At 37.9% G+C, this 22299-nt stretch carries 16 protein-coding genes; 5 read left to right on the forward strand and 11 right to left on the reverse strand.

Annotated elements, in window-relative coordinates; translation table 11 throughout:
* Positions 1-170 precede the first annotated feature (170 nt).
* Complete coding sequence (locus AC1DDK_RS02465) at positions 171-941, forward strand: 3-keto-disaccharide hydrolase (RefSeq protein ID WP_084498238.1); 771 nt, start codon at positions 171-173, stop codon at positions 939-941.
* Between the two features lie 61 nt (positions 942-1002).
* Here AC1DDK_RS02465 and AC1DDK_RS02470 read toward each other — a convergent pair whose 3' ends face one another.
* The 11 genes from AC1DDK_RS02470 to AC1DDK_RS02520 form a co-directional block, all read right to left on the reverse strand.
* The gene (locus AC1DDK_RS02470; protein WP_477633805.1) at positions 1003-3699 is read right to left on the reverse strand and encodes a PQQ-dependent sugar dehydrogenase; all 2697 of its coding nucleotides are present in this window, start codon (positions 3697-3699) and stop codon (positions 1003-1005) included.
* Between the two features lie 8 nt (positions 3700-3707).
* On the reverse strand, positions 3708-4706 hold the full coding sequence (locus tag AC1DDK_RS02475) for a Gfo/Idh/MocA family protein (RefSeq protein WP_477633806.1): 999 nt from the start codon (positions 4704-4706) through the stop codon (positions 3708-3710).
* 343 nt (positions 4707-5049) lie between these two features.
* Positions 5050-5598 (reverse strand): DUF4199 domain-containing protein, encoded by a 549-nt coding sequence (locus tag AC1DDK_RS02480; protein ID WP_337715622.1) that lies wholly within the window; start codon positions 5596-5598, stop codon positions 5050-5052.
* A 52-nt stretch (positions 5599-5650) separates the two neighbouring features.
* On the reverse strand, positions 5651-6328 hold the full coding sequence (locus AC1DDK_RS02485; protein WP_048904318.1) for a hypothetical protein: 678 nt from the start codon (positions 6326-6328) through the stop codon (positions 5651-5653).
* The gene (locus AC1DDK_RS02490) at positions 6321-7583 is read right to left on the reverse strand and encodes a dihydroorotase (RefSeq protein ID WP_172660687.1); all 1263 of its coding nucleotides are present in this window, start codon (positions 7581-7583) and stop codon (positions 6321-6323) included. The genes AC1DDK_RS02485 and AC1DDK_RS02490 overlap by 8 nt, the downstream gene beginning before the upstream one ends.
* Positions 7580-9625, reverse strand: coding sequence for a BatA domain-containing protein (locus AC1DDK_RS02495; RefSeq protein WP_337715624.1), 2046 nt, complete (start codon positions 9623-9625; stop codon positions 7580-7582). Before AC1DDK_RS02495 ends, AC1DDK_RS02490 begins: the two co-directional genes overlap by 4 nt.
* Positions 9626-9646: 21 nt before the next feature.
* Entirely contained in the window at positions 9647-11224 is a 1578-nt protein-coding gene (locus AC1DDK_RS02500; RefSeq protein WP_337715626.1) for a L,D-transpeptidase family protein, read from the reverse strand.
* Between the two features lie 82 nt (positions 11225-11306).
* A complete protein-coding gene (locus AC1DDK_RS02505) occupies positions 11307-13931 on the reverse strand; it encodes an outer membrane beta-barrel protein (protein WP_288880651.1) in 2625 nt (874 codons plus the stop codon).
* Positions 13932-14037: 106 nt separating this feature from the next.
* The gene (locus AC1DDK_RS02510; RefSeq protein ID WP_172660690.1) at positions 14038-15525 is read right to left on the reverse strand and encodes a carboxypeptidase-like regulatory domain-containing protein; all 1488 of its coding nucleotides are present in this window, start codon (positions 15523-15525) and stop codon (positions 14038-14040) included.
* The gene (locus tag AC1DDK_RS02515; RefSeq protein WP_337715628.1) at positions 15526-16674 is read right to left on the reverse strand and encodes a FecR family protein; all 1149 of its coding nucleotides are present in this window, start codon (positions 16672-16674) and stop codon (positions 15526-15528) included.
* Positions 16675-16781: 107 nt separating this feature from the next.
* Positions 16782-17360, reverse strand: coding sequence for an RNA polymerase sigma factor (locus AC1DDK_RS02520; protein WP_337715630.1), 579 nt, complete (start codon positions 17358-17360; stop codon positions 16782-16784).
* A gap of 477 nt (positions 17361-17837) precedes the next feature.
* On the opposite strand from AC1DDK_RS02520, the gene hisG reads away from it, so the two are divergent.
* From hisG to hisB, 4 genes are all read left to right on the forward strand, one after another.
* Positions 17838-18689: an ATP phosphoribosyltransferase gene (hisG, locus tag AC1DDK_RS02525; protein WP_477633807.1), complete on the forward strand. Its 852-nt coding sequence runs from the start codon at positions 17838-17840 to the stop codon at positions 18687-18689.
* A 68-nt stretch (positions 18690-18757) separates the two neighbouring features.
* A complete protein-coding gene (gene hisD, locus AC1DDK_RS02530; protein ID WP_288880646.1) occupies positions 18758-20050 on the forward strand; it encodes a histidinol dehydrogenase in 1293 nt (430 codons plus the stop codon).
* Positions 20051-20076: 26 nt separating this feature from the next.
* A complete protein-coding gene (gene hisC / locus AC1DDK_RS02535; RefSeq protein WP_477633808.1) occupies positions 20077-21117 on the forward strand; it encodes a histidinol-phosphate transaminase in 1041 nt (346 codons plus the stop codon).
* Positions 21117-22250 (forward strand): bifunctional histidinol-phosphatase/imidazoleglycerol-phosphate dehydratase HisB, encoded by a 1134-nt coding sequence (gene hisB / locus AC1DDK_RS02540; protein WP_337715633.1) that lies wholly within the window; start codon positions 21117-21119, stop codon positions 22248-22250. Before hisC ends, hisB begins: the two co-directional genes overlap by 1 nt.
* The last annotated feature ends 49 nt before the right edge of the window (positions 22251-22299 follow it).

Here is a 22299-nt window from a genome sequence, read left to right on the forward strand (position 1 = left end):
TTTTGCCACCACCTGAGCCTCCATTATATGCATCATATTATTAACGACCTGCTAGAATGAAACTGTAACAATATTAGCCGTTCCCAATAAATACTTGGAGAATTACTATAATTAATCCCATTTAATTATAAATTTGAATAGTTATTAAATTAAATCACACAATGATAAACATGCGTAAATCAGTTATCCTTGCTACATTAATGATGGCAGGAATTAACATTGTTCAGGCTCAAGATGCAAAACCTGAAGACACCGAAGTATATACTCCAGTTCCTAAAGTGGTATCAACACCGGAGCTTACAATAGCCCCCCCTTCTGATGCTATTATACTTTTTGATGGCAAAAACCTTGACCAATGGGTAATGACTGAAGACAGATCGAAACCTGCTGCGTGGACGGTTGCCAATAAAGTATTTACCGTAAATAAAAAATCGGGAAACATAGAAACCAAAGAATCATTTGGTAACTACCAATTACACCTGGAGTGGCGTGTGCCTGCAAATATCACTGGCAAAGGACAAGGCAGAGGCAATAGCGGACTTTTCCTTGCTTCTATTGGCAAAGGTGATGCCGGTTACGAATTGCAAATTCTTGACTCTTATAAAAACGACACTTATACAAATGGACAGGCTGCAAGTATTTACAAACAATTTGTCCCTCTTGCCAACCCAACCCGCAAACCAGGAGAATGGAACAGTTACGATGTGATCTGGACTGCACCTACATTTAACGAAGACAAAACTGTAAAAACACCTGCCAGAGTTACCGTGTTATTTAACGGAGTATTGGTTCAGGATAATACTACATTATTGGGGCCAACACAATACATCGGAGCACCTGCATACAGACAAGCTCATGGCCCTGCGCCAATTAAGTTACAATCTCATGGAGATCCTAGCGAACCATTGAGTTTCCGTAACATTTGGATCAGAAATCTTTAATTATTGATTTTTTAGGTAAAGGGCTGTTCAAAGAATGCGAAATTCTTTGAACAGCCCTTTACTATTTATTAGAAAAATAAATCCAATCCAGATTAAACAGATCTTGCTTCTGATCTCCTGAAGCTGTAAATACAAAATAAAGATCATGATTACCTTTTGTTACCTCTATTGCGGCAGTTAACTCTTTCCAATCTGTTTTACCATCAGCCGCTGCTGCCGGTACAATAAGCCGGCTAATTAATGGCCCATTCATACTATCTAACCTCAATTCAATATTTCCTCCGGTGCCAATGACCTGTACATTATACTTAACCCGTTTTATGCCTGCCAGATCTATTTCATTAAACTTGATATAACTATGGTCTGCAATTCCAGTTGTATAAGCCATAAAAGCCGTAGTAATCGTAGCTATACGAACATTTCCCTTATCAAAATCTTCTGCCTGAACGTAAGGATTGMGCAAAGAAATATAAGCTCTACTATCTAAAGGTTCAATTCCATTAGCTCCTTTATCTCTATACGAAGCATTCAGCAGGTAACTTCCCTCCTTTCCTTTTCCAAGATGGTCTTTTAAAGGGATGCTATTTTTAAGAGGCAGTTTTCCAGATTTTCTAGAAAGCGAAAGAATATAATCGACCATTTCTGCAGCGTCATCCGGAGACACCGCCGGATGTGCTGACATAGCCCGCTCTCCCCAGTTCCCGCTACCGCCCTCAATGACCTTTTTAGCTAGCGTTTTCACTACATCTTTCTTGCCTGCATACCGCACCGATATCGACTTATAAGTAGGACCAACTGAAGCCTTGTCCATAGAATGACATGCCTTACAATCCAAATTAGCCAACATCCCCGACCCTTTAAGATATTTATAAGCTCCAGGATCTTGATTCCCGGCGAGGATAACTGCTACATCTTTTCCCTGAGGTAAATAACCGAAAGAGACCTTCACTTTATTCTGATCTATCACCTTATCCTCTACATCTTTAACCACAACCTGATAATCTAATAGCTGTCCATCCCAGTAAAAACTTCTATTTGAATTGCTTTTAATAGCTACCAACGGAGGGGTATTCCCAACATGTATTTTGGAAATTGCGGTTCCTACTGCCCCTTTATCATCCTTTACATTTAGCTCAACATTATAAATACCCGGCTTCTCAAAACTATATTTCACTTCCGATCCGCTGATTGTTTTACCTGCTATCATCCAGCTGAAATCAAGTTTATCTTCTTTATCAAAATCAACTGATTTATTACCTGACAAATTAACTAACAAAGGAGCAGCACCGTACGGTTTGTCGACCGTTATTTCCGCTATAGGTTTTCTATTTCCTTCCTGATACTCTATTCTTATGAGCTTTGCATCCGTATTTTTAGAGAACCAGTTAGTGCCATATTCTAGCATATATATTGCACCATCCTTACTAAATTGCATATCTACAAGGGCAGAAAACTTAAGGTGTTTTAAAAATGGTTCCATCTGTTTATAGTTACCGCTTTCATCAAAAGTAACCGCCATGATCCAACCCCTAATCCAATCGTAAATAAATAACTTACCATTATAATATTCCGAAAGTTTATAGGGCGCATTTGGGAATAGGTCGCTATAATAAATTGGGCCAGCAGCTGCAGTAGCACCACCACTTCCTACCATAGGAAAATGTTTGGAGGGCATTTTACCATACCAGATCATTGCTGGCTCAGCTGGAGGTAGCTCCTTTTCGCCGGTATTATTAGGTGAATTGTTTAAAGGCTTAGTAGGATCCTTTTTTTCTCCCGGCTGTTTGGTTGCATAATTATACAGCGGTAATGCCTGGTTGTTTCCTAAAAAATATGGCCACCCAAAAAAACCCGGTTTTTTAGCCTGATTAATCTCATCAAAGCTCATGTACTCGCCATCTTCACTTTCCACTTTTGTATCCGGACCAACATCCCCCCAGTATACATAGCCATTTTTTTGATCGATGCTAAACCGATAAGGATTACGGGACCCCATAGTATAAATTTCAGGTAAACCTTTTGAACCATCTTTAGGAAAAAGATTTCCCTCAGGAATAGAATAGCCACCACCATCTTTGGGAATAATACGAAGTATCTTTCCTCTTAAATCATTAGTATTGGCAGAAGTTGCCTGATCATCCGCCAGCCCTCTTCCCGGCCTTTCATCCACAGGAGTATAACCTTCCGTTTCCTCTGCGTTTGTATTATCACCTGTAGATAGATATAATATCCCTTTCGAGTCAAATGAGAGGTAACCTGCAGAATGGCAACAATATTTACGCTGAGTTGGAATTTCAAGCAATACCTGTTCCGATTTATTAATTAGCTTATCTCCAACTAACTGATACCGTGCTAACCTACTTTTTGACTCCTCTCCTCCTACCGCAAAATAAAGGTACACCCAATGATTTTCTGCGAACTTTGGATCTAAGGCTAACCCCAGCAGTCCATCTTCTATGCCACTAAAAACATTAATATTTGCTATAGTTTTAACTGACTTTGTTTTACTGTTATAAAGCTTTACAGCCCCCTTACGTTCTACAAAAAGTATATTCAGGTTAGGGAGTACGGCCATTTCCATAGGCTCATCCAATCCTTCAGCTAATACAATGCGCGTATACCGGCTACTATCAGGAACTGTTGTATCGATCTTACTTAATACTTGAAAACCATGATTCTCGTGTTTATTTTTCCAGATCCATGAGCTAAGCACTAAAATAAAAAATGTTGCCGCTACTAATAAATAATTTGATTTCATTTTAACAATTAAACATTAGCCAATAAAACCGATGAACCACTACGTTTTCTGCTCAAATCAGCAGCCTTTATAAAAGAGAAAATCTCCATGGTTTCCCTTTCAGAAACAGGAGGTTTACCCGTTTCAAAAAAACCTATGATMTCAGCTATTAGTGGAGAATAAGAACTAAATGGCCCCAATGTAGCTATTCCACCTTCTCCAAAAGCAGTACCTGCAATATTTGAAGCCCCATTACGTATTCCACGTACAGTTCCAACACGTCCATCTTCCCATACACCTGTTACAAAATCAACACCATCGTTATAAATTCTGGTCACCGTTTTACAACCAGGCCCCATAACTGTAAACAACATTTCTATCCCATGTATAGCATACCAAGCCATATCCATGTGGTTCGATTCAATCTCTGCCGGGGTATAAACATCAGCTCCTAATACCTTGCCAATACTTCCTGAAACAACCTTTTGTACATTGCCATCAAAGCGCAATGCTGAAGAGCTAAAAACCGGAGCATCGTATTTTTTAGAAGCAGCAAAGATTTTTTTCACATCATCCAGCGAAGCTGCAATGGGCTTGTCTATAAACATCCTTTTTCCAGCCTGCATCACTGGTAAAGCTTGTTCAAAATGTGGTCTTCCGTCAATGGTTTCCAACAGGACAACATCAACCTTCCTAATCAGTTMTTCAATCGAGTCCACTATTTCAACTCCATTTGCCTTAACAGCTTCAATGATGCCGGGTTTCATTTTTAATGCTGCAGGAATGTCTTTACTTCCATGTGGATAGGCTGCTATTACTTTGTAGCCCTTCATTTCCAGACCACCTCCATTAATAGCTTTGATGAAAACCTCACTATGCGAAGTATCCAATCCTATAATTCCAATACGTTTTCCTGTTTCCGTACGTAACGGCGACTTGCCTAACGAAGGCAAAGAATGAAGCAAACCTGCACCTAAACCTGCAAGTGCAGTGTTTACGATGAAAGATCTGCGATTAAAAGATCTCATATATATTTGGTTTTGTGTGTTTCTAACAAGAGACTATACAAACAATTCGTTCCTCATATCGAATGTATTCCATAGTACCCCAAAACAGAAAAGAAGCCTTGCTGATTTGAGAGCCGACATGAGTCGAGATAATTTGAGTGCTTTAATATTATGGTCTTTCAGAAATGAAAAGTTCTTCATTAACAGACAACAATCAACATAAGCAGCTGGAACACAGGAATGACGACGACACTTTTGAACAACCTCAAAACAATAATAAACAAAAAAAGACAATTATTAAATCCATTATTCGATTTAATAATTGTCTTTTTAAACAAGTGATATATTTTATATCGTTAAAATACTATTCTTCGTAAAGAGGTTGTTCTTTTTTAATAACAGCTGCACCAATTAAACTGATAATCAAACCATAAATCGTGTAACTCACCGCTACTCCAAATCCTATAAAAAAGATCATGTAAGGTCTCATCATCTCTACTCCCTTAACCTTGTTTTCATCATCACCAGCCGCAGCCTTTGCTGAATCCATTAGCTGATTAAAAGCATTTGTATCTAAAACCTTATAATAAAGGATAGTAAACACAGCTATAAACAATCCTGCATATGCAGCTACTTTAAAGCCCGAAGAAAATGCTTTACCAAAGCTTATATATCCACCTAATTCCTTTTTGTATGTAGTTTGCACAAATACAACAGCCATAATAAATGGAATATAGGAAGCTAGCGAGTATATAATTTTCTCTGCTACAGTGGTATTCGGGTTGTTCTGATCAACTCCTAGCCATTTCATCACAAACATAAGCACAAGGAAATAAACAGAATATGCTATTGCGCTTTTAAACGCCAGCATATTTGGATTCTTTTTCGGTTCTACTACTACTTCTTCTTCCATTTGAAAGTTTTAAATAAACGTTAATATATAAGTTAATAATAAAAGCTATTGCCTAAGCGGTAGCCGCATTAAAATTAGCGATTAAGGTATACACCGCAATATCAAACTCCTTGTTTGCACTAAAATCCTCTAGCTCTTTAATTATCTTATCATTGGCTTTAGGCTGATGGAAGAAAACCATAAAAGGAACAAAAAGATCTTCCATTTCTTCACCCAGATCAATCATCCCGGCATGACTGCAGATATCCTCAACACTTCCTTCAATCAATTGCTGGTTGCTGATCAGGTCTTCATAAATATGGAATTCATCCTGAAACTCGTCTTCCTCAACCAATAAGAATTCTTTAAGGAAATCACCTAATTCAGGTTTTATACGCTCGTCATGGCATTCATTGATATACAACAAAAGGTTCAGTAATTCTGTTCCCCTATCTATTGTTTCTTCTTCAATCCTTAGCCACTCTTCAGAGTCAAGGTAATCTTCTTCAAGTTTTTTAATGTCAATAGAAAAGAAATTAATCATCAGCAAATCAAAGAATACTTCTCTAAGCTCCTCAAATGATGGATGCTCATCAAAAACTTCATCAAACTCTTCAACCTTCTCTATAAAGCCAAGGTCTTTGTTAAACACTTCTACAAGGCTTTCCTCTAACTTAACCGAGTCATTACCAGATACCGCAGCAAATTTATCTAACGATGCAATTAGTGCGTCTTTTACATGATTATCCATATGATTGTAATTGTTTGTTATTAAATACCAGTTGAACTTTACCGGTCAGTTTTTTATTTAATAGTGGAGAATTGGCAGATTTAGAATAGTTACTGGCAACATTATACTCCCATTGTAAAGTAGGATTATAAACTGTAAAGTTGGCTTCAGCACCTTCTTCAATCACAGGAACTGCGAGTCTTAGTAATTTACGGGGATTTATAGAAAGCTTCTCCGCTATCTGCGTTGCATCAAGTCCGGCTTTTATAAGCAAAGGCAAAACAGTTTGCAGGGCAATGATGCCGTATGATGCAATTTCAAATTCAACATCTTTAAATTCTATTTCGTGCGGGCGATGCTGTGATCCTATTGCATCAATGGTTCCGTCTTTTAAACCTGTAAGCAATGCCTTCACATCAGATTTACCACGCAAAGGTGGCTTAACCTTGTAATTACTGTCGAAATCATTCAGCAACTCTTCTGTAAACACCAAATGATGTGCAGCTACATCACAAGTGATTTTCACACCATCTTTTTTAGCTTTCTTTATAAGCGCTACAGAACCTGCTGTTGAAATATTACTAATATGTACAGGAGCATTATGGTAAGTGGCTAAAAAGATATCGCGGCTAATGTGCATTTCCTCTGCTAACGATGGCAATCCTTTCATTCCCAATAACACGCTGGTTTTGCTTTCGTTAATCTGCGATTTTCCTGCAATGGATTTATTCTCAGGATATACCATTAAAAGTCCGTTAAAACCCTGGGTGTATTGTATTGCGCGACTCATAAAGCCATCGTCAACAATTGCCTTTCCTCCATCAGAAAATGCTACTGCACCCGCCTGCTTCATGTCGTACAATTCTGCAAGCTCTTTACCTTCCAGTCCCTGACTAACCGCTCCTATTGGCAGCACATCTACCAGATTGTTTTTTGCCCTGTTAATAATGTATTCCACTTCGGCCTTAGATTGCACCACTGGCTTAGTATTTGGCAAAACCGCGATCCCTGTAAACCCGCCTGCTTTTGCAGCTTCAGTTGCCGTATTAATATCTTCTTTGGTTTCGAAACCTGGATCTCCGATTGAACAGTTTAAATCAAAGAAACCTGGAGAGAGAACAGCACCCTGGCCATCAAAAACCTGTTCGTTTTTAGATGCGGTCAGGTTGTTACCTATAGCCGTTATCTTTCCTTGTTCTACACGAACATCACATTTCTTTTGATTGAACTGGCTGTTTGGATCGGCAATAACTATACCCGTGATAAGAAGGTTCATGATATTTTTATGTTTTTTATGTTATTAAAGAATCTAATAAGTAGTATTTCACCGGCTAAAAAAACAATAGTTAAAATTAGGCAAAGTTTCCATAATTCACTGCTGCTATTTTTCCCTTCGATATTTAATGATTGTGCATCCTTTTTAGAATTAAATACTGCTACCTTTTGTTTGCCAAACAAGTTATTAAGCTGTGTTTCTGTAGCATAATGCATGTCGGATTCTGTACGGTTATCATTAAACGCTATAATGGCCAAAACAGAATCTGCTTTTTTTAATTCATAAAAGCCCGATTTCTTTACCTGATCTGCAACATATAGTAAAGTTTTTCCGGCAGTTTGTCGCACTTCAGGAATAACTTCAAAGTCATTCGACACCAATTTTAACGACTGATTAGCCAGAAGACTAATTTTTTCACTTTCTAATAAATTATTGAGGCCTATTGTATAATATAATGGTTGCTCTTTTGCACTTGCAAAAGCAATCTTATACATTAATGGTACAAAAACCGGGTGCTTAGGCAGGTTGCTATCCTTAATATCCAATGAACTTGATGAAAGATAAATTTTACCGGCCCCTACCGTATACTTTGCAAACAGGAATCTATTTAAAGGCAATTGCAAAATGCTTTCTTTAGCACTTGTATTCTGCTCAGTATAACTAAAATACCTGTTTACCAAGGGCAGATCTATATTTTTAGGAATCTGATCGAACACATCTTTAAAAACAGAGTTCTTTAAATCCATACTGCTTGCTAAAGGTGGCCCAGAATTTAATTGCTGAACCGCAGGCAGCGACAAGCCGGTTAAGAACGGAGTGTAAACATTGCTATTGGCATCAAGATCAGGAAAGATAACTACAGATCCTCCATTTTGTACATATCCTTTTAATTGCTGAGCGAGGCCTGAAGATGGTTCTTTTAGCCCGTTAAGTACTATTAAACTGTAATCGGAAAAGCTGGAGTATTTAATGTTCGACTCAGGCATTTCGGTAAGTTTAAAATAATTGTCGGATGCAAAGAGCGCCTTTATAAATTTATCAGAAGAATTGCCCGTGATGTTTAGCACCTTTAGCTCATTACTTACCTTAAAACTAAAATTCAGATCATCATCAAATGTTAAAGGAAAGTCCTTAATACTAATTACACCTTTTTGCCACCCGCTTTTTAATCCACTAAAAGATAAAGTGTCTTTAACTGACTTACCAGCCTCAACATTTATATTACTGATAGCTTTTTGCTGTTTGTTTATTGTTAGCTTTAAGGCTATGCCCGAAGCAAGCTCTTCACCATAATTCCTTAATTGGACCACAACCCTCTCTGCCTGCCCTGGTTGGTGTACCGGTGAAAGGCTCCAAACACTATCAACCGAAATATTCGGAAGGCTGTTGGCATTTAGCTTAATAAAAGTATAACTGATCTCTTTATTGGCCGCTAAAGGTTTATCACCTGCAAAACTATTCTGAAAGTCGGAAAGCAGATAGCAGATCTCGTTTCTATTTGCAGAAAAACTTGCCTGTTGTCTGTTTAGAATCTGTTGCAAAGTCTTATTTGCTGGTGATATCTTAATTTCATCCAGTAATTGAATAAACTCTTCTTTATTAACAAGCCTTTGGTGCTTGCCCTCAAAATCGTTTGTAATTAATTGAAACTGATCATTAATATCATATGACCTTACAATTTCCTTTGCCTTTCTTTTAGCTTCATCAAGTAAACTGCCCTCTTTGTTTACGGTCTCCATACTATAAGAGTTATCAATATAGATACTGATAACATTTCTCTGTCCCGGATTATGTTTGTTGCCCGAGGGGATAAAAGGCCTGGCAAATGCCAGCACAAGAAATACGATGGCCAATACCCTGCACAAAAGTACAAGCAAATTTTTAAGCTTTTCTCTTGAAGAATTTTGCTCCTTTGCCTCCTTTAAGAATTGTAAGTTGCTAAAATATACTTTCTTAAATTTCCTGAAATTGAATAAGTGAATTACAATAGGTATGGCTATTGCCAGCAGCGCGAAAAGAAAACCTGGGTATAGGAAATTCATTAAAAACCAAAGGTAGAACTTTTACATGAATTTTTTCATAGCATCCCATAAAGTTTCATCTAAACCATAAACATCTGGTCGGAACTGCAGACTACCGTTTTGCGACCATGCGGTTATGTAATTGATGATCAAGGGAACAGGTTTTTTAACGCCAAACCACTTAGGCTTTAACCTATAAACATTTACTGTATCAGCTTTTTTAGCCATTTTTTTTCGGTAAACCGCCATTCTGTTGGTATCTATTGGTGGCAGGTTTACTTCCATTCTTAGCTGATCGTATTCGTACTTATCTTTTACCAGCGTTTCAGCAAATTGTAACGGTTTTTCTACACGAACACAACCATGGCTTATTGCGCGGTTAGCTCTGGAAAATGCACTTTTATTGTTCGTATCGTGCAGGTAGATGCTCGATCCATTGTCGAATATAAATTTAAACTTACCTAAAGCATTCCCCTCTCCTGAGCCTTGCTTGAATTGAAAAGGCAACTTCTCTCTGGAATACTTACTCCATTGAATGGTATCGGGCTCTCCTATTTGTTTACCCTTATAATATACCTTAATGTTACTATTCGAAAGATAATATGGATCTCTAACTGCCTGCCAGTAAATTTCACTTTGTGCAATGCTGACCGGAATATTCCATATCGGATTTACCTGTATAGAGTTCAGTTTACTGTATAGTAAGGGTGTTTCATGATTTTTCGGCTTATCATCCAGATTTCCCGATTTCAGGTACTGCTTAATTTTATCGGCATAACCTTCCTCGCGTTTCCCTCCAACACAAACTTTCATCTGGGTAAGTGTGTCCTGGTTTTTAAACCAGGTAAGCGAAAAATCAGGGATATTTACCTGCACATACTCATCGCCAAGCTCTGGCAATTTCCAGCGCAACCGCTCCATATTTACCATAATGGTTTTTACCATATAGCTTTTACTGCCAGAGTCGGCCTTGTATTTTGAAAGTTTATGCTGGAATACCTGATAATCGGGAGAAGAAGGTTGGATGCTTGTTAATAGTTTTTGAATGTCCTTTGTCTCCAGAACAGCAGTTACACTTAGGCTATCAGGTCTTTTTACCGGCACATAGTACCGGCTAAATAATTTCCTTGGATTGATGCTACCGTAATAAACAAAATTATTGTATTTGATAAGCCCCTCTGCAGCATTAAGCTCCAGATCAGCAATTACAGGATAAACTTCATCTATTGATTTGAATTTATTGGCGTGTAATGTAGCCAACAGCGATTCTATTTGCTTATACCTAAAGAGATTTGGGCTAAAGCCATGTTCCTCACTCCTGCCTATGTAGTTTTCTAAACTATCTAACCCACCATTTACAAAGAATTTGGTAACCAATTCAGGTTTATATTCATTTGCATAGTAATAGTTTGTTAACGTATTGGGATTCGAAAATTTAGGTTTTAAAGAATCAAGGTGTTTTTTAAAAACAACATTATATACAGCAGTATCAAATTTTTTGTACAGTTTATTTTTGAAATGATCTGACAGTACTACCCCTACTTCAGGCACATCTTTAAACCAATTACACGATGATAGCATCGTTATTAACACAACAACAGGCAGTACAGTTTTTTTCAAAGCAAGTGAGTTAGCGACAAATTTAGCCGTTTTTTTATACTTAATGCTTTACCCAAACAAATTAAGTGCCACTTACTATTTCTTAAGCTCCAAACTTCCTTACTTTAAATATAAACGAAAGCATGAAATATCGACCTAATCTGTTTACTTGTCTATCTACAATTACGTTATCGAACACATCTCTTGAGATGCCTGAATTTTCATTAAATAAATCAAACCCATCCAGACGTAAGGTGCCCATGTCTTTTTTAAGAAACTTGTACTCCATAAACAACCGTAATATAGTAGGGTTATTCACAAAAGAATTATCATACCCTGAATTGATCTGTTTAGTAAAGTCGTAACCAAGAGTTAGATCTTTAAAAAAGTAATTACGCCCCTCTATTCCGTATTCAAAACGATTGGTCTGCCGGTCTTCGAAATTCTCTTGCGAATAGGTAGTCCTATTTTGCATGTAAGATGTCTCTATTTCGAAATTAACAATATTTTCCAGGTCTACCCTAAATTCCAATTCCTGTCTCCATACTGCATTTTTTGCAACGTTCTTATTTTGATCAACAAAAGCAACATTGTTATTTAAGGAACCCCATCCGGAAAACTCTATTGTAAACTTACGCTCAAAGAACGGCTTGGAATAGTTATAGTCTCCACTTAAATTATAAAAACCATCAGTATTGGTATAACTGGTTATTTGATTTACTGTATTTGGGATCAGTACTTTAGTAGTTACGATCTTATTTTGTGTTTGGTTATATGAAATATTGGCCGATAACATATGCCCACGGTTCCAGTCTGATTGTTTGTAGCGGGCATTTACACTGTGAATAAATTCAGGCTTTAAGTCTGGATTACCAATCACTACGTTTTGAAGGTTAGAATTGTCAGCAATGGGCTGTAGTTGTAAAAACCCGGGTTGGTTGTTACGCCCCCAATAATTGAACTCAAACGATTCCTGATTTGAAAATCTATACACCATTCTGGCCGAAGGGATCAGATTAAATGTCCTTTGTTCTGTACTGATGTCTTTACTGACATTTTGCCCTTTAAGTACGGCTGGCTGACCATTTACACCTAAAGTATAATTAAACTTTTCACTAATAAAACGATAGTTTACCCCTACTTTATTGGTAATAAACTGATAATCGTAATTATTACTTAAATCCGGATTAAACACTTCTCCACCGTTAAGTACGTCCCGGGTATCTCTGGTACTGGAAGTGGCAGATCGGCTATAATTGTAATTGAATTCGATAAATGTTTTACGCCACAAAGGTTCCATGTAAGAAAATCCCGAGTAGGTACCCAGGGTGTGGCTATTCTGATCGGTAAGTTGATTTTGGAATCTTGTAGAATCAACCCCGCCCTCAGTAATCAGGTAATCATTAGACACGTCCTTAAAGTTATCACCATTAGAATAGTTAAAACCACCCCAATAACTAAAGTTCCTGCCTTTCTTAGAAAATTTATGATTGTAAAACAAGTTAGTTTTCATGAATAAGGAACTGGCATTATTCAGGTTTTTACTATTGCGGTTCGTGATCAGATCCTCTTGAGTGATAGTAGAAAGGCCACCACTACTACCGCTATTTGTATTATATGTAAACTGTGGAGACACTTTAAGATAATTCATGGTATCTCTCTTATATTCTACATTACCATTAAACTCATGATTATACCTGTTGTTTAAATTATCGTTCCTCGAATCCTCTAAACGGGTATAACTATCAAGAAAGTTCTGGGTATGCGAAGTACTAATGGTATTGTTTTTAGTGTTATCGAAATTATAGCTTGCATCAGCAGAAAGTTTGGTGCTCCACTCATTTCGATAATTCAAGCCACCTGCATTTCTGGTAGTTATTCCATCACCTCCGCCCCCTCTCATGTTCGCATTATTTACTGTACCATCAAAAGAAACCTGGCGCTCTCCTTTCATGCTATTGCCCCTAAAGCTGGTATTGTACCTGTCAGAATTACCTACCCCTCCCTGTGCCCGGGCAAAGTATCCCTTTTTCTTATCCTCCTGAATGGTTAGGTTCAGTATTTTTTCAGGCTCACCTGTTTTTATGCCTGTTAATTTAGCCTGATCGCCATAGTCGTCTATAAACTGAAGGTTTTTAATGATGTCGGCAGGCAAATTCTTAATGGCAGTAGCCACATCCGTACCAAAGAAATCCTTTCCATTTACTTTTATCTTGGTTACCGGTGTACCTTGGTTGGTTACATTTCCATCTTTATCAACCTTTATACCGGGTAACTTTTTCAATATTTCATCTACAGCATCCCCTTCCCTAACAGGAAAAGAAGCCGCATTAAAGCTTACAGTATCTTCAGTAACTTTTACAGGAGGAACTCCCGAAATAATTACTGCATCAAGAGTATTGGAAGTTGGTTTGAGTTTAACATTGGGAATTACCAGGGTATTGCCTTGTGTAATGGTGTACTGTTTGGTAAAAGTATCAAATCCAATAAATGCTGCTGTTAAGGTAAATTGTTTAGACTTAACCTTGGTAAAACTGAAGCTTCCGTCTGTATTGGCCGAAATACCCAGGCTATCTTTAACCCAGTTAATTCTAACGATGGCACCGGGCAGTGGCAGCCCAGCAGTATCTAATATGTTTCCTTTAACCGTGTAACTTTGTGCTTTACTGGTTAAAAAAGCACCAGTAAGCGCTACAAGTAAAAGAATTGATTTAATAAAATGGTTCATTTGGTTGTGTGTGTGCCATAAAGGTACAATAAGCTTTGCTAAAGCGTTTTAAGCGTAATTAACATGTTACAACAACACTACCATAAAATTCAGAATACCAAGTTAATTAGTCTTTTGTTTTTGGTAAGATATAATCCATCGGCACCATATCTGCAACCTTTTCATAACCCCAGAAACCTTCATAGAGCAAAGATCCGGGATCATAAATGCCCCCGTTCTCATAAAAATTGATGGACGATTTTAATTGATAAACCAATGAGATCTGAAACCTCGAATATTCTGGTGGTCTTTCAATCTTGTAACCAGAATGATCCGCATAGTTTCTTGTTTCCCTCTCCTTTTTAAAAACGATGTACAGTGCATCTTTGTAATTGAGGGTTTTCAGGCTGCTTAATTTTTGTTTAACCAAAGTATCTGTTAACACCTTCCCTCTGGTTAGCACTTCTAAAGTATCCGGCTTATTCTTCATCATGGTCCAGTAACTCAAAGAATCTTTTCTGGTCTTTAAGCTAATTTGTTTCCCTCTGATATCAGAAAAGAAGTTAATCTTCGCTTCAGTTAGTGTATCCGGGCGTTTACTCTTATTTGGGGCCTTTACCAGTTTGTTAATAATAAAGCCATCTTCCTCAATTGAGTTACTGTATAACGATCTGAAAAAATGTTGAGGAGAACCTAAGTAGGCCACTTTTCTTTTTTCCTGGTAAGCTCTTATTTTTGACCTTGTGCCCTTGATTTCTTCAAAATAAGGATAGCCATAAAATAAGACAATCTTTGTTTCTTCATCTTCTTCAAAGTATTTAAGCAGGTATTTAATTCGGTACCCCAATGCTTTATTTTCTACAACAATAAATTCATCGGCTATTGCTTTCAATATGTGCTTTTCATCATCATAATCAAATTGTATTACCTCCGGATTAGTAATTTCGCACTTTTTAGAATTTGGGGATGTGCCAATGAAACTTTCCTTAAAGGCCTTAAGGCGCTCTTCACGATGCGGATCTAATGTAATTACGACCTCTTTTAACTGTTTAATATTTTCCTGAAGCTTAATTTCTATATCGGCAGATTTACTAATAATGGTTACGTTTTGGTTTGCTGGAAGATACCCGATCATTTGAACAAGCACATTGTAATTTCCTTCCTTTAAATTTCGAATCACAAACCTTCCTTCATTATCTGCCACAGTTCCTGTCTGGTATCCGCTAAGTAAAATGCCGGCACCCGGCAATGTCTCTCCATTCTTATCTTTAACTACCCCGGAAATAGCATATAAACTCTGTGGTGGCAAAACTTCATTCTTATTCTTAGCAATAATCATTACAATTTTATTTTCGATAATGTAGGTTACAGGTAGATCTTCAAAAACGGTACTCAAAACCAAATCAATACCTGCATTTTTAACAGTTATACTAACTGTTTTTAAGCCCTGTAGTAAAGAGTTATCGTACAGAAAATCATAGTTGCATTGTTTTCTGATCTCCTTAAAAACTGTCGACAATTCGGTATCCTTTAGCGACAGAGTGATACCTTGCGCGTTCGCGTTAACTGTGGTATGCAGAAATACGATCAAAAAAAACGCGAATATCAATCTCATCTACTCTGTAACTATAACTCTGTTTCCGTCTATTTTAAATTTAACCTTACCCGTTACTTCTAATGCTTTTAAAACAACCGAAATATTTTTTGAACGAGATACTGTACCGCTTAAATGGAGGTTTTTATGATTTCCATTGTCAACAATTTCAACATTATACCATCGGGCAACCTGACGCAGAATGCTGCCAAAATCTTCGTTATTAAATATAAAATCTCCATTTTTCCAGGCTACAGCCCCCTCTGTGTCTGCCTTACGAACACTTAGGTTATTTTTGGCTAACAACGATTCCTGACCAGGCTGTAAAATCTTATGTTCATTATGGTTCGACACTTTAACAGATCCTTCTAATAATGTAGTTCTGGTTGCATCCTCATCGCTATAAGAATTTACGTTGAAATGGGTACCCAACACCTCAACCTCTTGTTTATCTGTTTTCACAATAAAAGGATGGATTTTATCTTTCGCAACTTCAAAATAAGCCTCACCCACAAGTTCGACTTTACGCTGTTTAAGTGAGGTAAAAGTTGCAGGAAATGTAAGTGTAGAAGCGGCATTTAACCAGATCTTTGAACCGTCGGGTAAAGCCACCTGATATTGTTGCCCTCTTGCGGTAGTTATACTATTTAATTCAGAATTCTCTATGGCTGTTTTCTGTTCATCATCCTTTAAAGGTTTAGCTTTATAGGCCAATTTCCCGTCTGCAGTTTTGAAAATAGATACATTTGTTTGTTCAGCGATCAGACCTGTTGGCGCATCAGATAAAATTATCTTTTTCCCGTTTGCAAGGGTTAAAGTAGCCGTATTTTGAGCGGGTGCCACATCATTAATGGTGTTTGCTACTATAGAGGCCTTAGGCTCTGGACTGATTTGCTGATTGTAATAAAACAAACCACCACCAATTACAACTAACAAGCATGCAGCGGCAACAGCCGGATACCATAAGCGTTTTACTTTTGCAGGTGCCTTCTGTTCCATCAGCGATTTGTAAATCGCTTCAGTTTCCTGATTCAGCTCATCTTCAGAAAGTACTGGAATATTATCTTTAGAAAAATAATGCAGCCAGTATTTAGCAGTTTGTTCTTCCGCAGGAGTAGCTGTACCAGCACTCACCTTATCCAAAACTTTTTTAATATCTTTCTTTTCCATTGGCTCTTTAGAATATCCGCTGATTTGAATTTGGGATTCTGCTCATTGTTGACATAGACAACTCAGGAACACCAAATGGGGACAGCGTCTGAAATTATTTTTACAAATCAGGAGTTAATGATAAAAATCAAGTAAATAACAAGTCCTAATTTTAGCTTCAAGTGCTTCATTGCCCTTTTCAGCTGGGTATTTACTGTTGATTCCGCAACACCTAAATGTTCAGATATATCTTTTGCAGACATATATTGTTTGCTTCGTAACTCATAAACCTTTCGCATTCCTGGTGGCATTGCCGCTATTTCTTTTTCTATCATTGCAGTGATATCCTTTTCTCTTATCAGAAAATCGGTTTCTTCACTATCAACATCTATATAATGGTTTCCTTCGTCTGCATATCGGCGTAAAACATCTTTATGTCTAAAAACATTGAAAATCTTATTAAGAACAGATTTATAGAGATAACCAGAAAGGGTGGTTTTTAAATCGAGCGTTTCACGATTGTTTAACATCCATGCAAAAACATCCTGCACTATATCTCTGGATTCTTCTTTATTACCAAGTTTGTGATAGGCATAGAGATAAAGGGGCTTATCGTACCTCATGTAGATTTCCCTAAACGCCGCATCATCTCCAGACTTAAATAGCCGGATCAATTCACGTTCGTTATATTTGGTATAGTCTAACATATAAACAACTTCTCTAAAGTTAACTATTATCTGAATACTCAAATCAGAAAATATCCCCGTATTGAGAAAATTACAATCGGTTAATAAGAAAGGGCTCTAGCTGCTGATGGTTTTTAGGGCCTTGATAAGGCCAATCGCTCTATAAACACCCTAGCAAGGCCCTGTCAAAGCTTCGCCACACTTAACTCACTATCAAGTCTGAGGCAGTTTCGGCTCCATTTTTATTTTGTACAGCAGTTACATATTAATTTTAAACCAAATTTTATTTGGAATTGCGATTTCAATCTATATATTTGCATCTCCTCAGGATGCTAGCCATTGTTGATAAGGAACTTAAATAATATTATGAACACAATTTTGAACCATCATTTACATTTGCACCATCGCCAATTGGCGATGTATATGTAATGTTTTGTACTTCAAAACTTGTTTCCGACCTTATTTTCTTGTTCAATTCAATAATAATCAAAAGCACATTTGAAAACACTTAAAATCGCTATCCAGAAATCGGGTAGATTAAACGAAAAATCAGTAGAAATCCTTAAAAATTGTGGTCTATCTTTCGAAAACTACAAAAGCTCATTAATTTCAACTGTTACAAATTTCCCATTGGAAATCCTMTTCTTAAGAGATGACGATATTCCGGAATATGTACAGGACGGAATTGCCGATCTGGGCATAGTTGGCGAAAACGTAATTGTAGAGTCTGGCTCTGAAGTTACTTATCTTCAAAAATTAGGCTTCGGTAAATGCACACTTAAAATCGCAATCCCTAACGAAAGTCACATTACAGAAATTGCACAATTAGAAGGAAAAGCCATTGCAACTTCTTACCCTGTAATCCTTGAAAAATACCTTAAAGATAATCATGTAAATGCTGAGGTTCGTACCATATCCGGATCTGTAGAAATTGGTCCGGGTTTAGGATTAAGCGACGCGATTTGCGATATCGTTTCAACTGGTGGAACATTARAAAGTAATGGCTTGAAGCCATTCTCAGAAGTGATGAAATCTGAGGCTATATTGATTGGAAAAGAAGGCTCAGAATTATTACCTGAAGTTCAGGAATTGTTGCAAAGGATCCGTTCGGTACTGCGTGCAAAAGAGACCAAATATGTTGTGCTGAATGTGGCTAAGTCTAACCTTAAAAAAGTTGTAGATCTTTTGCCTGGTGTAAAAAGCCCGACTGTAGTTCCATTGTTTGATGAGGACTGGGTTGCTGTACATTCGGTAATTGCAGAGCATGATTTCTGGGAAAAGATCAATAGTCTTAAAGCAGCCGGCGCACAAGGAATTGTTGTTATGCCTATTGAAAAAATCATTGCTTAATCATAAGATCACAATAGAAAAACGCCTATTTTATCATTAACTAATAGTTAAACTTAAAATATAACAACTTGAAAATCTACAGTTATAAGGATTTATCTAAACAAGAGATTGAATCGATCTGTTTAAGGCAGCTGGAAGACGACGCTACAATACAAGACCGTGTAAAAGGCATAGTGGATGCTGTTAAAACCGACGGAGACAAGGCTTTGTTTAGCTTTGCAAAACAGTTTGACCAGGTTGAATTAACACAGCTGTTCATCGGAAAAAAAGAGATTGAAGAGATAGCCGCATCTATTCCTGCAGCTGCAAAAGCAGCTATTGATACAGCCTACCAAAACATCCGAACCTTTCATGCGGCTCAGGCCAATAAAGAAGAAAAGATAGAGACAATGCCAGGTGTAACCTGCTGGCGCGAAGCGAGGGCTATCGACCGTGTAGGCCTTTATATCCCTGGTGGATCTGCTGTTTTACCAAGTACTTTTTTGATGCTTGGAATACCGGCTATACTTGCGGGATGCAAAGAGATTGTGGTATGTTCCCCTCCTCAAAAAGACGGAAAAACAAATTGTTATCTGGCCTATTGCGCTTTGAAATTGGGAATTGAAAAGATCTATCTGGTGGGAGGTGCACAGGCGGTTGCCGCAATGGCTTACGGAACAGAAAGCGTACCTAAGGTATACAAGATTTTTGGCCCAGGTAACCGTTATGTAACACAGGCAAAACAGCTGATACAGTCGACAACCATGACTGCAATTGATATGCCTGCTGGTCCTTCGGAGGTCCTAGTGCTTACAGATGAGACTGCCAATCCGTCATACGTTGCTTCCGACTTACTTGCACAAGCAGAGCATGGAGCTGATAGTCAGACCATACTGGTCTCTACCTCAAACGAAATCATAACTAAAACACTTGAACAAGTTGAAATTCAACTAAAAGAACTTCCACGAAAAGACGTAACTGCCCTTGCAATAGCAAATTCGTATGCTGTACTGGTAAAAGATCTGGAACAAGGTATGGAATTTAGCAACACGTATGCCCCAGAGCATCTGATCCTTTCCACAGACCATTTTGAACCACTTATACCGCTGATAGCTAACGCAGGATCTGTATTTTTGGGTAATTTAACTCCGGAAAGCGCAGGAGATTATGCTTCGGGCACTAACCACACTTTGCCTACAAGCGGCTTTGCAAAAGCTTATTCAGGTGTTTCACTTGATTCGTTTGTAAAGAAGATTACCTTCCAGCACATCAGCCCTAAGGGTTTAGAAAATATTGGTAACACTGTTGAGGTACTCGCAGAAGCGGAAGGCTTAAGGGCGCACAGAAATGCGGTAAGTATTAGATTGAAAGACATAGTTTAACAAGCCCAAAAATTAATCCCGTTAACATGGATATTAATAAATTACAAAGAGAAAACATTAAAAACCTTCGCCCCTATTCTACGGCGAGGGATGAATATAAAGGGCAGGCCAGCATATTTTTGGATGCCAATGAGAACAGCTATGGCTCTCCATTAGATCAGAATTACAACCGCTACCCTGATCCTTTACAGCTTGATCTTAAAGATGCAATCAGCAAAATCAAAGGAGTTCCAATTGAAAATACCTTTCTTGGAAATGGAAGCGACGAGGCAATAGATCTTCTTTTCAGAGMTTTTTGTGAGCCGGGGATAGATAACATCATCATCCTTCCTCCTACTTACGGCATGTATGAAGTTTCAGCAAACATCAACAATGTTGAAATACGTAAAGTCGATTTACTACCTAGCTTTCAGCTGGATCTTGAGGGCATTGCAGAGGCTATTGATGAGCACACTAAACTGATCTTTATCTGCTCTCCAAATAACCCTACCGGAAACTCAATTATCCGCACAGATATTGAAACCGTACTGGCTAATTTCAATGGTTTGGTTGTGATAGATGAGGCATACATTAACTACGCAAAACAGCGCACATTTATTAAAGAATTAACGGAGTATCCGAACCTTGTGGTATTGCAAACTTTCTCTAAAGCCTGGGGTTTGGCAGCCCTGCGTTTGGGTATGGCTTTTGCCGCCCGTCCGGTTATAGATGTGCTGAATAAAGTTAAACCTCCGTATAATATAAACCAGGCCACACAGGATATTGCTTTGAAAGCTTTGGAGAATATAGAACAGGTAAATGACTGGATTAAAATTACTGTCGAAGAAAGAGATAAATTAAGTACAGATCTGGCTGAATTGGCCATGGTAAAAAAGGTATATCCATCTGATGCTAATTTTATACTAATACAGGTTGATGATGCGTTAAATACATACAACGCCCTGGTAGACCAAGGTATCATCATCAGAGACCGATCTAAAGTATCATTGTGCGAAGGATGCCTGCGCATCACTATCGGAACCACCCAAGAAAACGAAATCCTCTTAAAAGCCCTAAAAACACTATAATGAAGAAAGTATTATTTATAGACCGTGATGGTACACTCATTAAAGAACCCGCGGATGAGCAGATTGATTCATTTGCCAAATTAGAATTTTACCCTAAAGCACTATACTATCTTTCAAAAATTGCAGCAGAGCTGGAATATGAGCTGGTAATGGTTACTAATCAGGATGGTTTAGGCACAGATTCTCATCCTGAGGAGCACTTCTGGCCGGTACATAATTTCATTATGGATACTTTTGCCGGTGAAGGCGTAGAATTTAGTGAGGTAATTATCGACAAAACCTTTGCCCACCAGAATGCAATAACACGCAAACCCAATACAGGACTATTGCAACATTATTTTACCGAGGCCTATGATCTGGACAATTCATTTGTAGTTGGCGACCGTATAAACGACGTTATCCTGGCTAAAAACCTTGGTGCAAAAGCCATATGGATCTGTAATAATGACCAGCTTGGCGCTAATGAAAAGCTTGAAAAGGCGGAGCATTTAACCGAGTATATTGCTTTAAGAACCCAAAATTGGGTGGATATCTATACCATGCTTAAGGCTGGAACAAGAACAATTACTCATGAACGCAATACCAATGAAACAAAGATTAGCATTGGCATTGATCTGGATGGAACTGGCAAAGCTGATATCGATACAGGCTTAAATTTCTTTAACCATATGCTTGACCAGATTGCGCGTCACGGAAGTATTGATTTACGAATCAAGACCAATGGCGATTTGCATATAGATGAGCACCATACTATTGAGGATACTGGTATTGCACTTGGAGAAGCTTTTGCCAAGGCTATAGGTAACAAACTTGGTCTTGAGCGCTATGGTTTCTGCTTGCCTATGGACGATTGTTTAGCTCAGGCAGCAATAGACTTTGGCGGGCGTAACTGGATTGTTTGGGAAGCAGATTTTAAACGTGAAATGGTTGGCGATATGCCTACGGAAATGTTTTATCACTTCTTTAAATCATTTAGTGATGCGGCAAAATGCAACCTGAACATTAAAGCTGAAGGCGAAAACGAGCATCATAAAATTGAAGCTATATTTAAAGCCTTTGCCAAGGCAATTAAAATGGCCATTAAACGTGATGCTGAAAAGCTGGTTTTACCCAGCACTAAGGGAGTATTGTAATTAGATAGCCGTCATCTCGACTTTAGGAGAGATGATGGGAACGAGAAAT

The sequence above is a fragment of the Pedobacter sp. 05T44 genome (assembly GCF_056395985.1).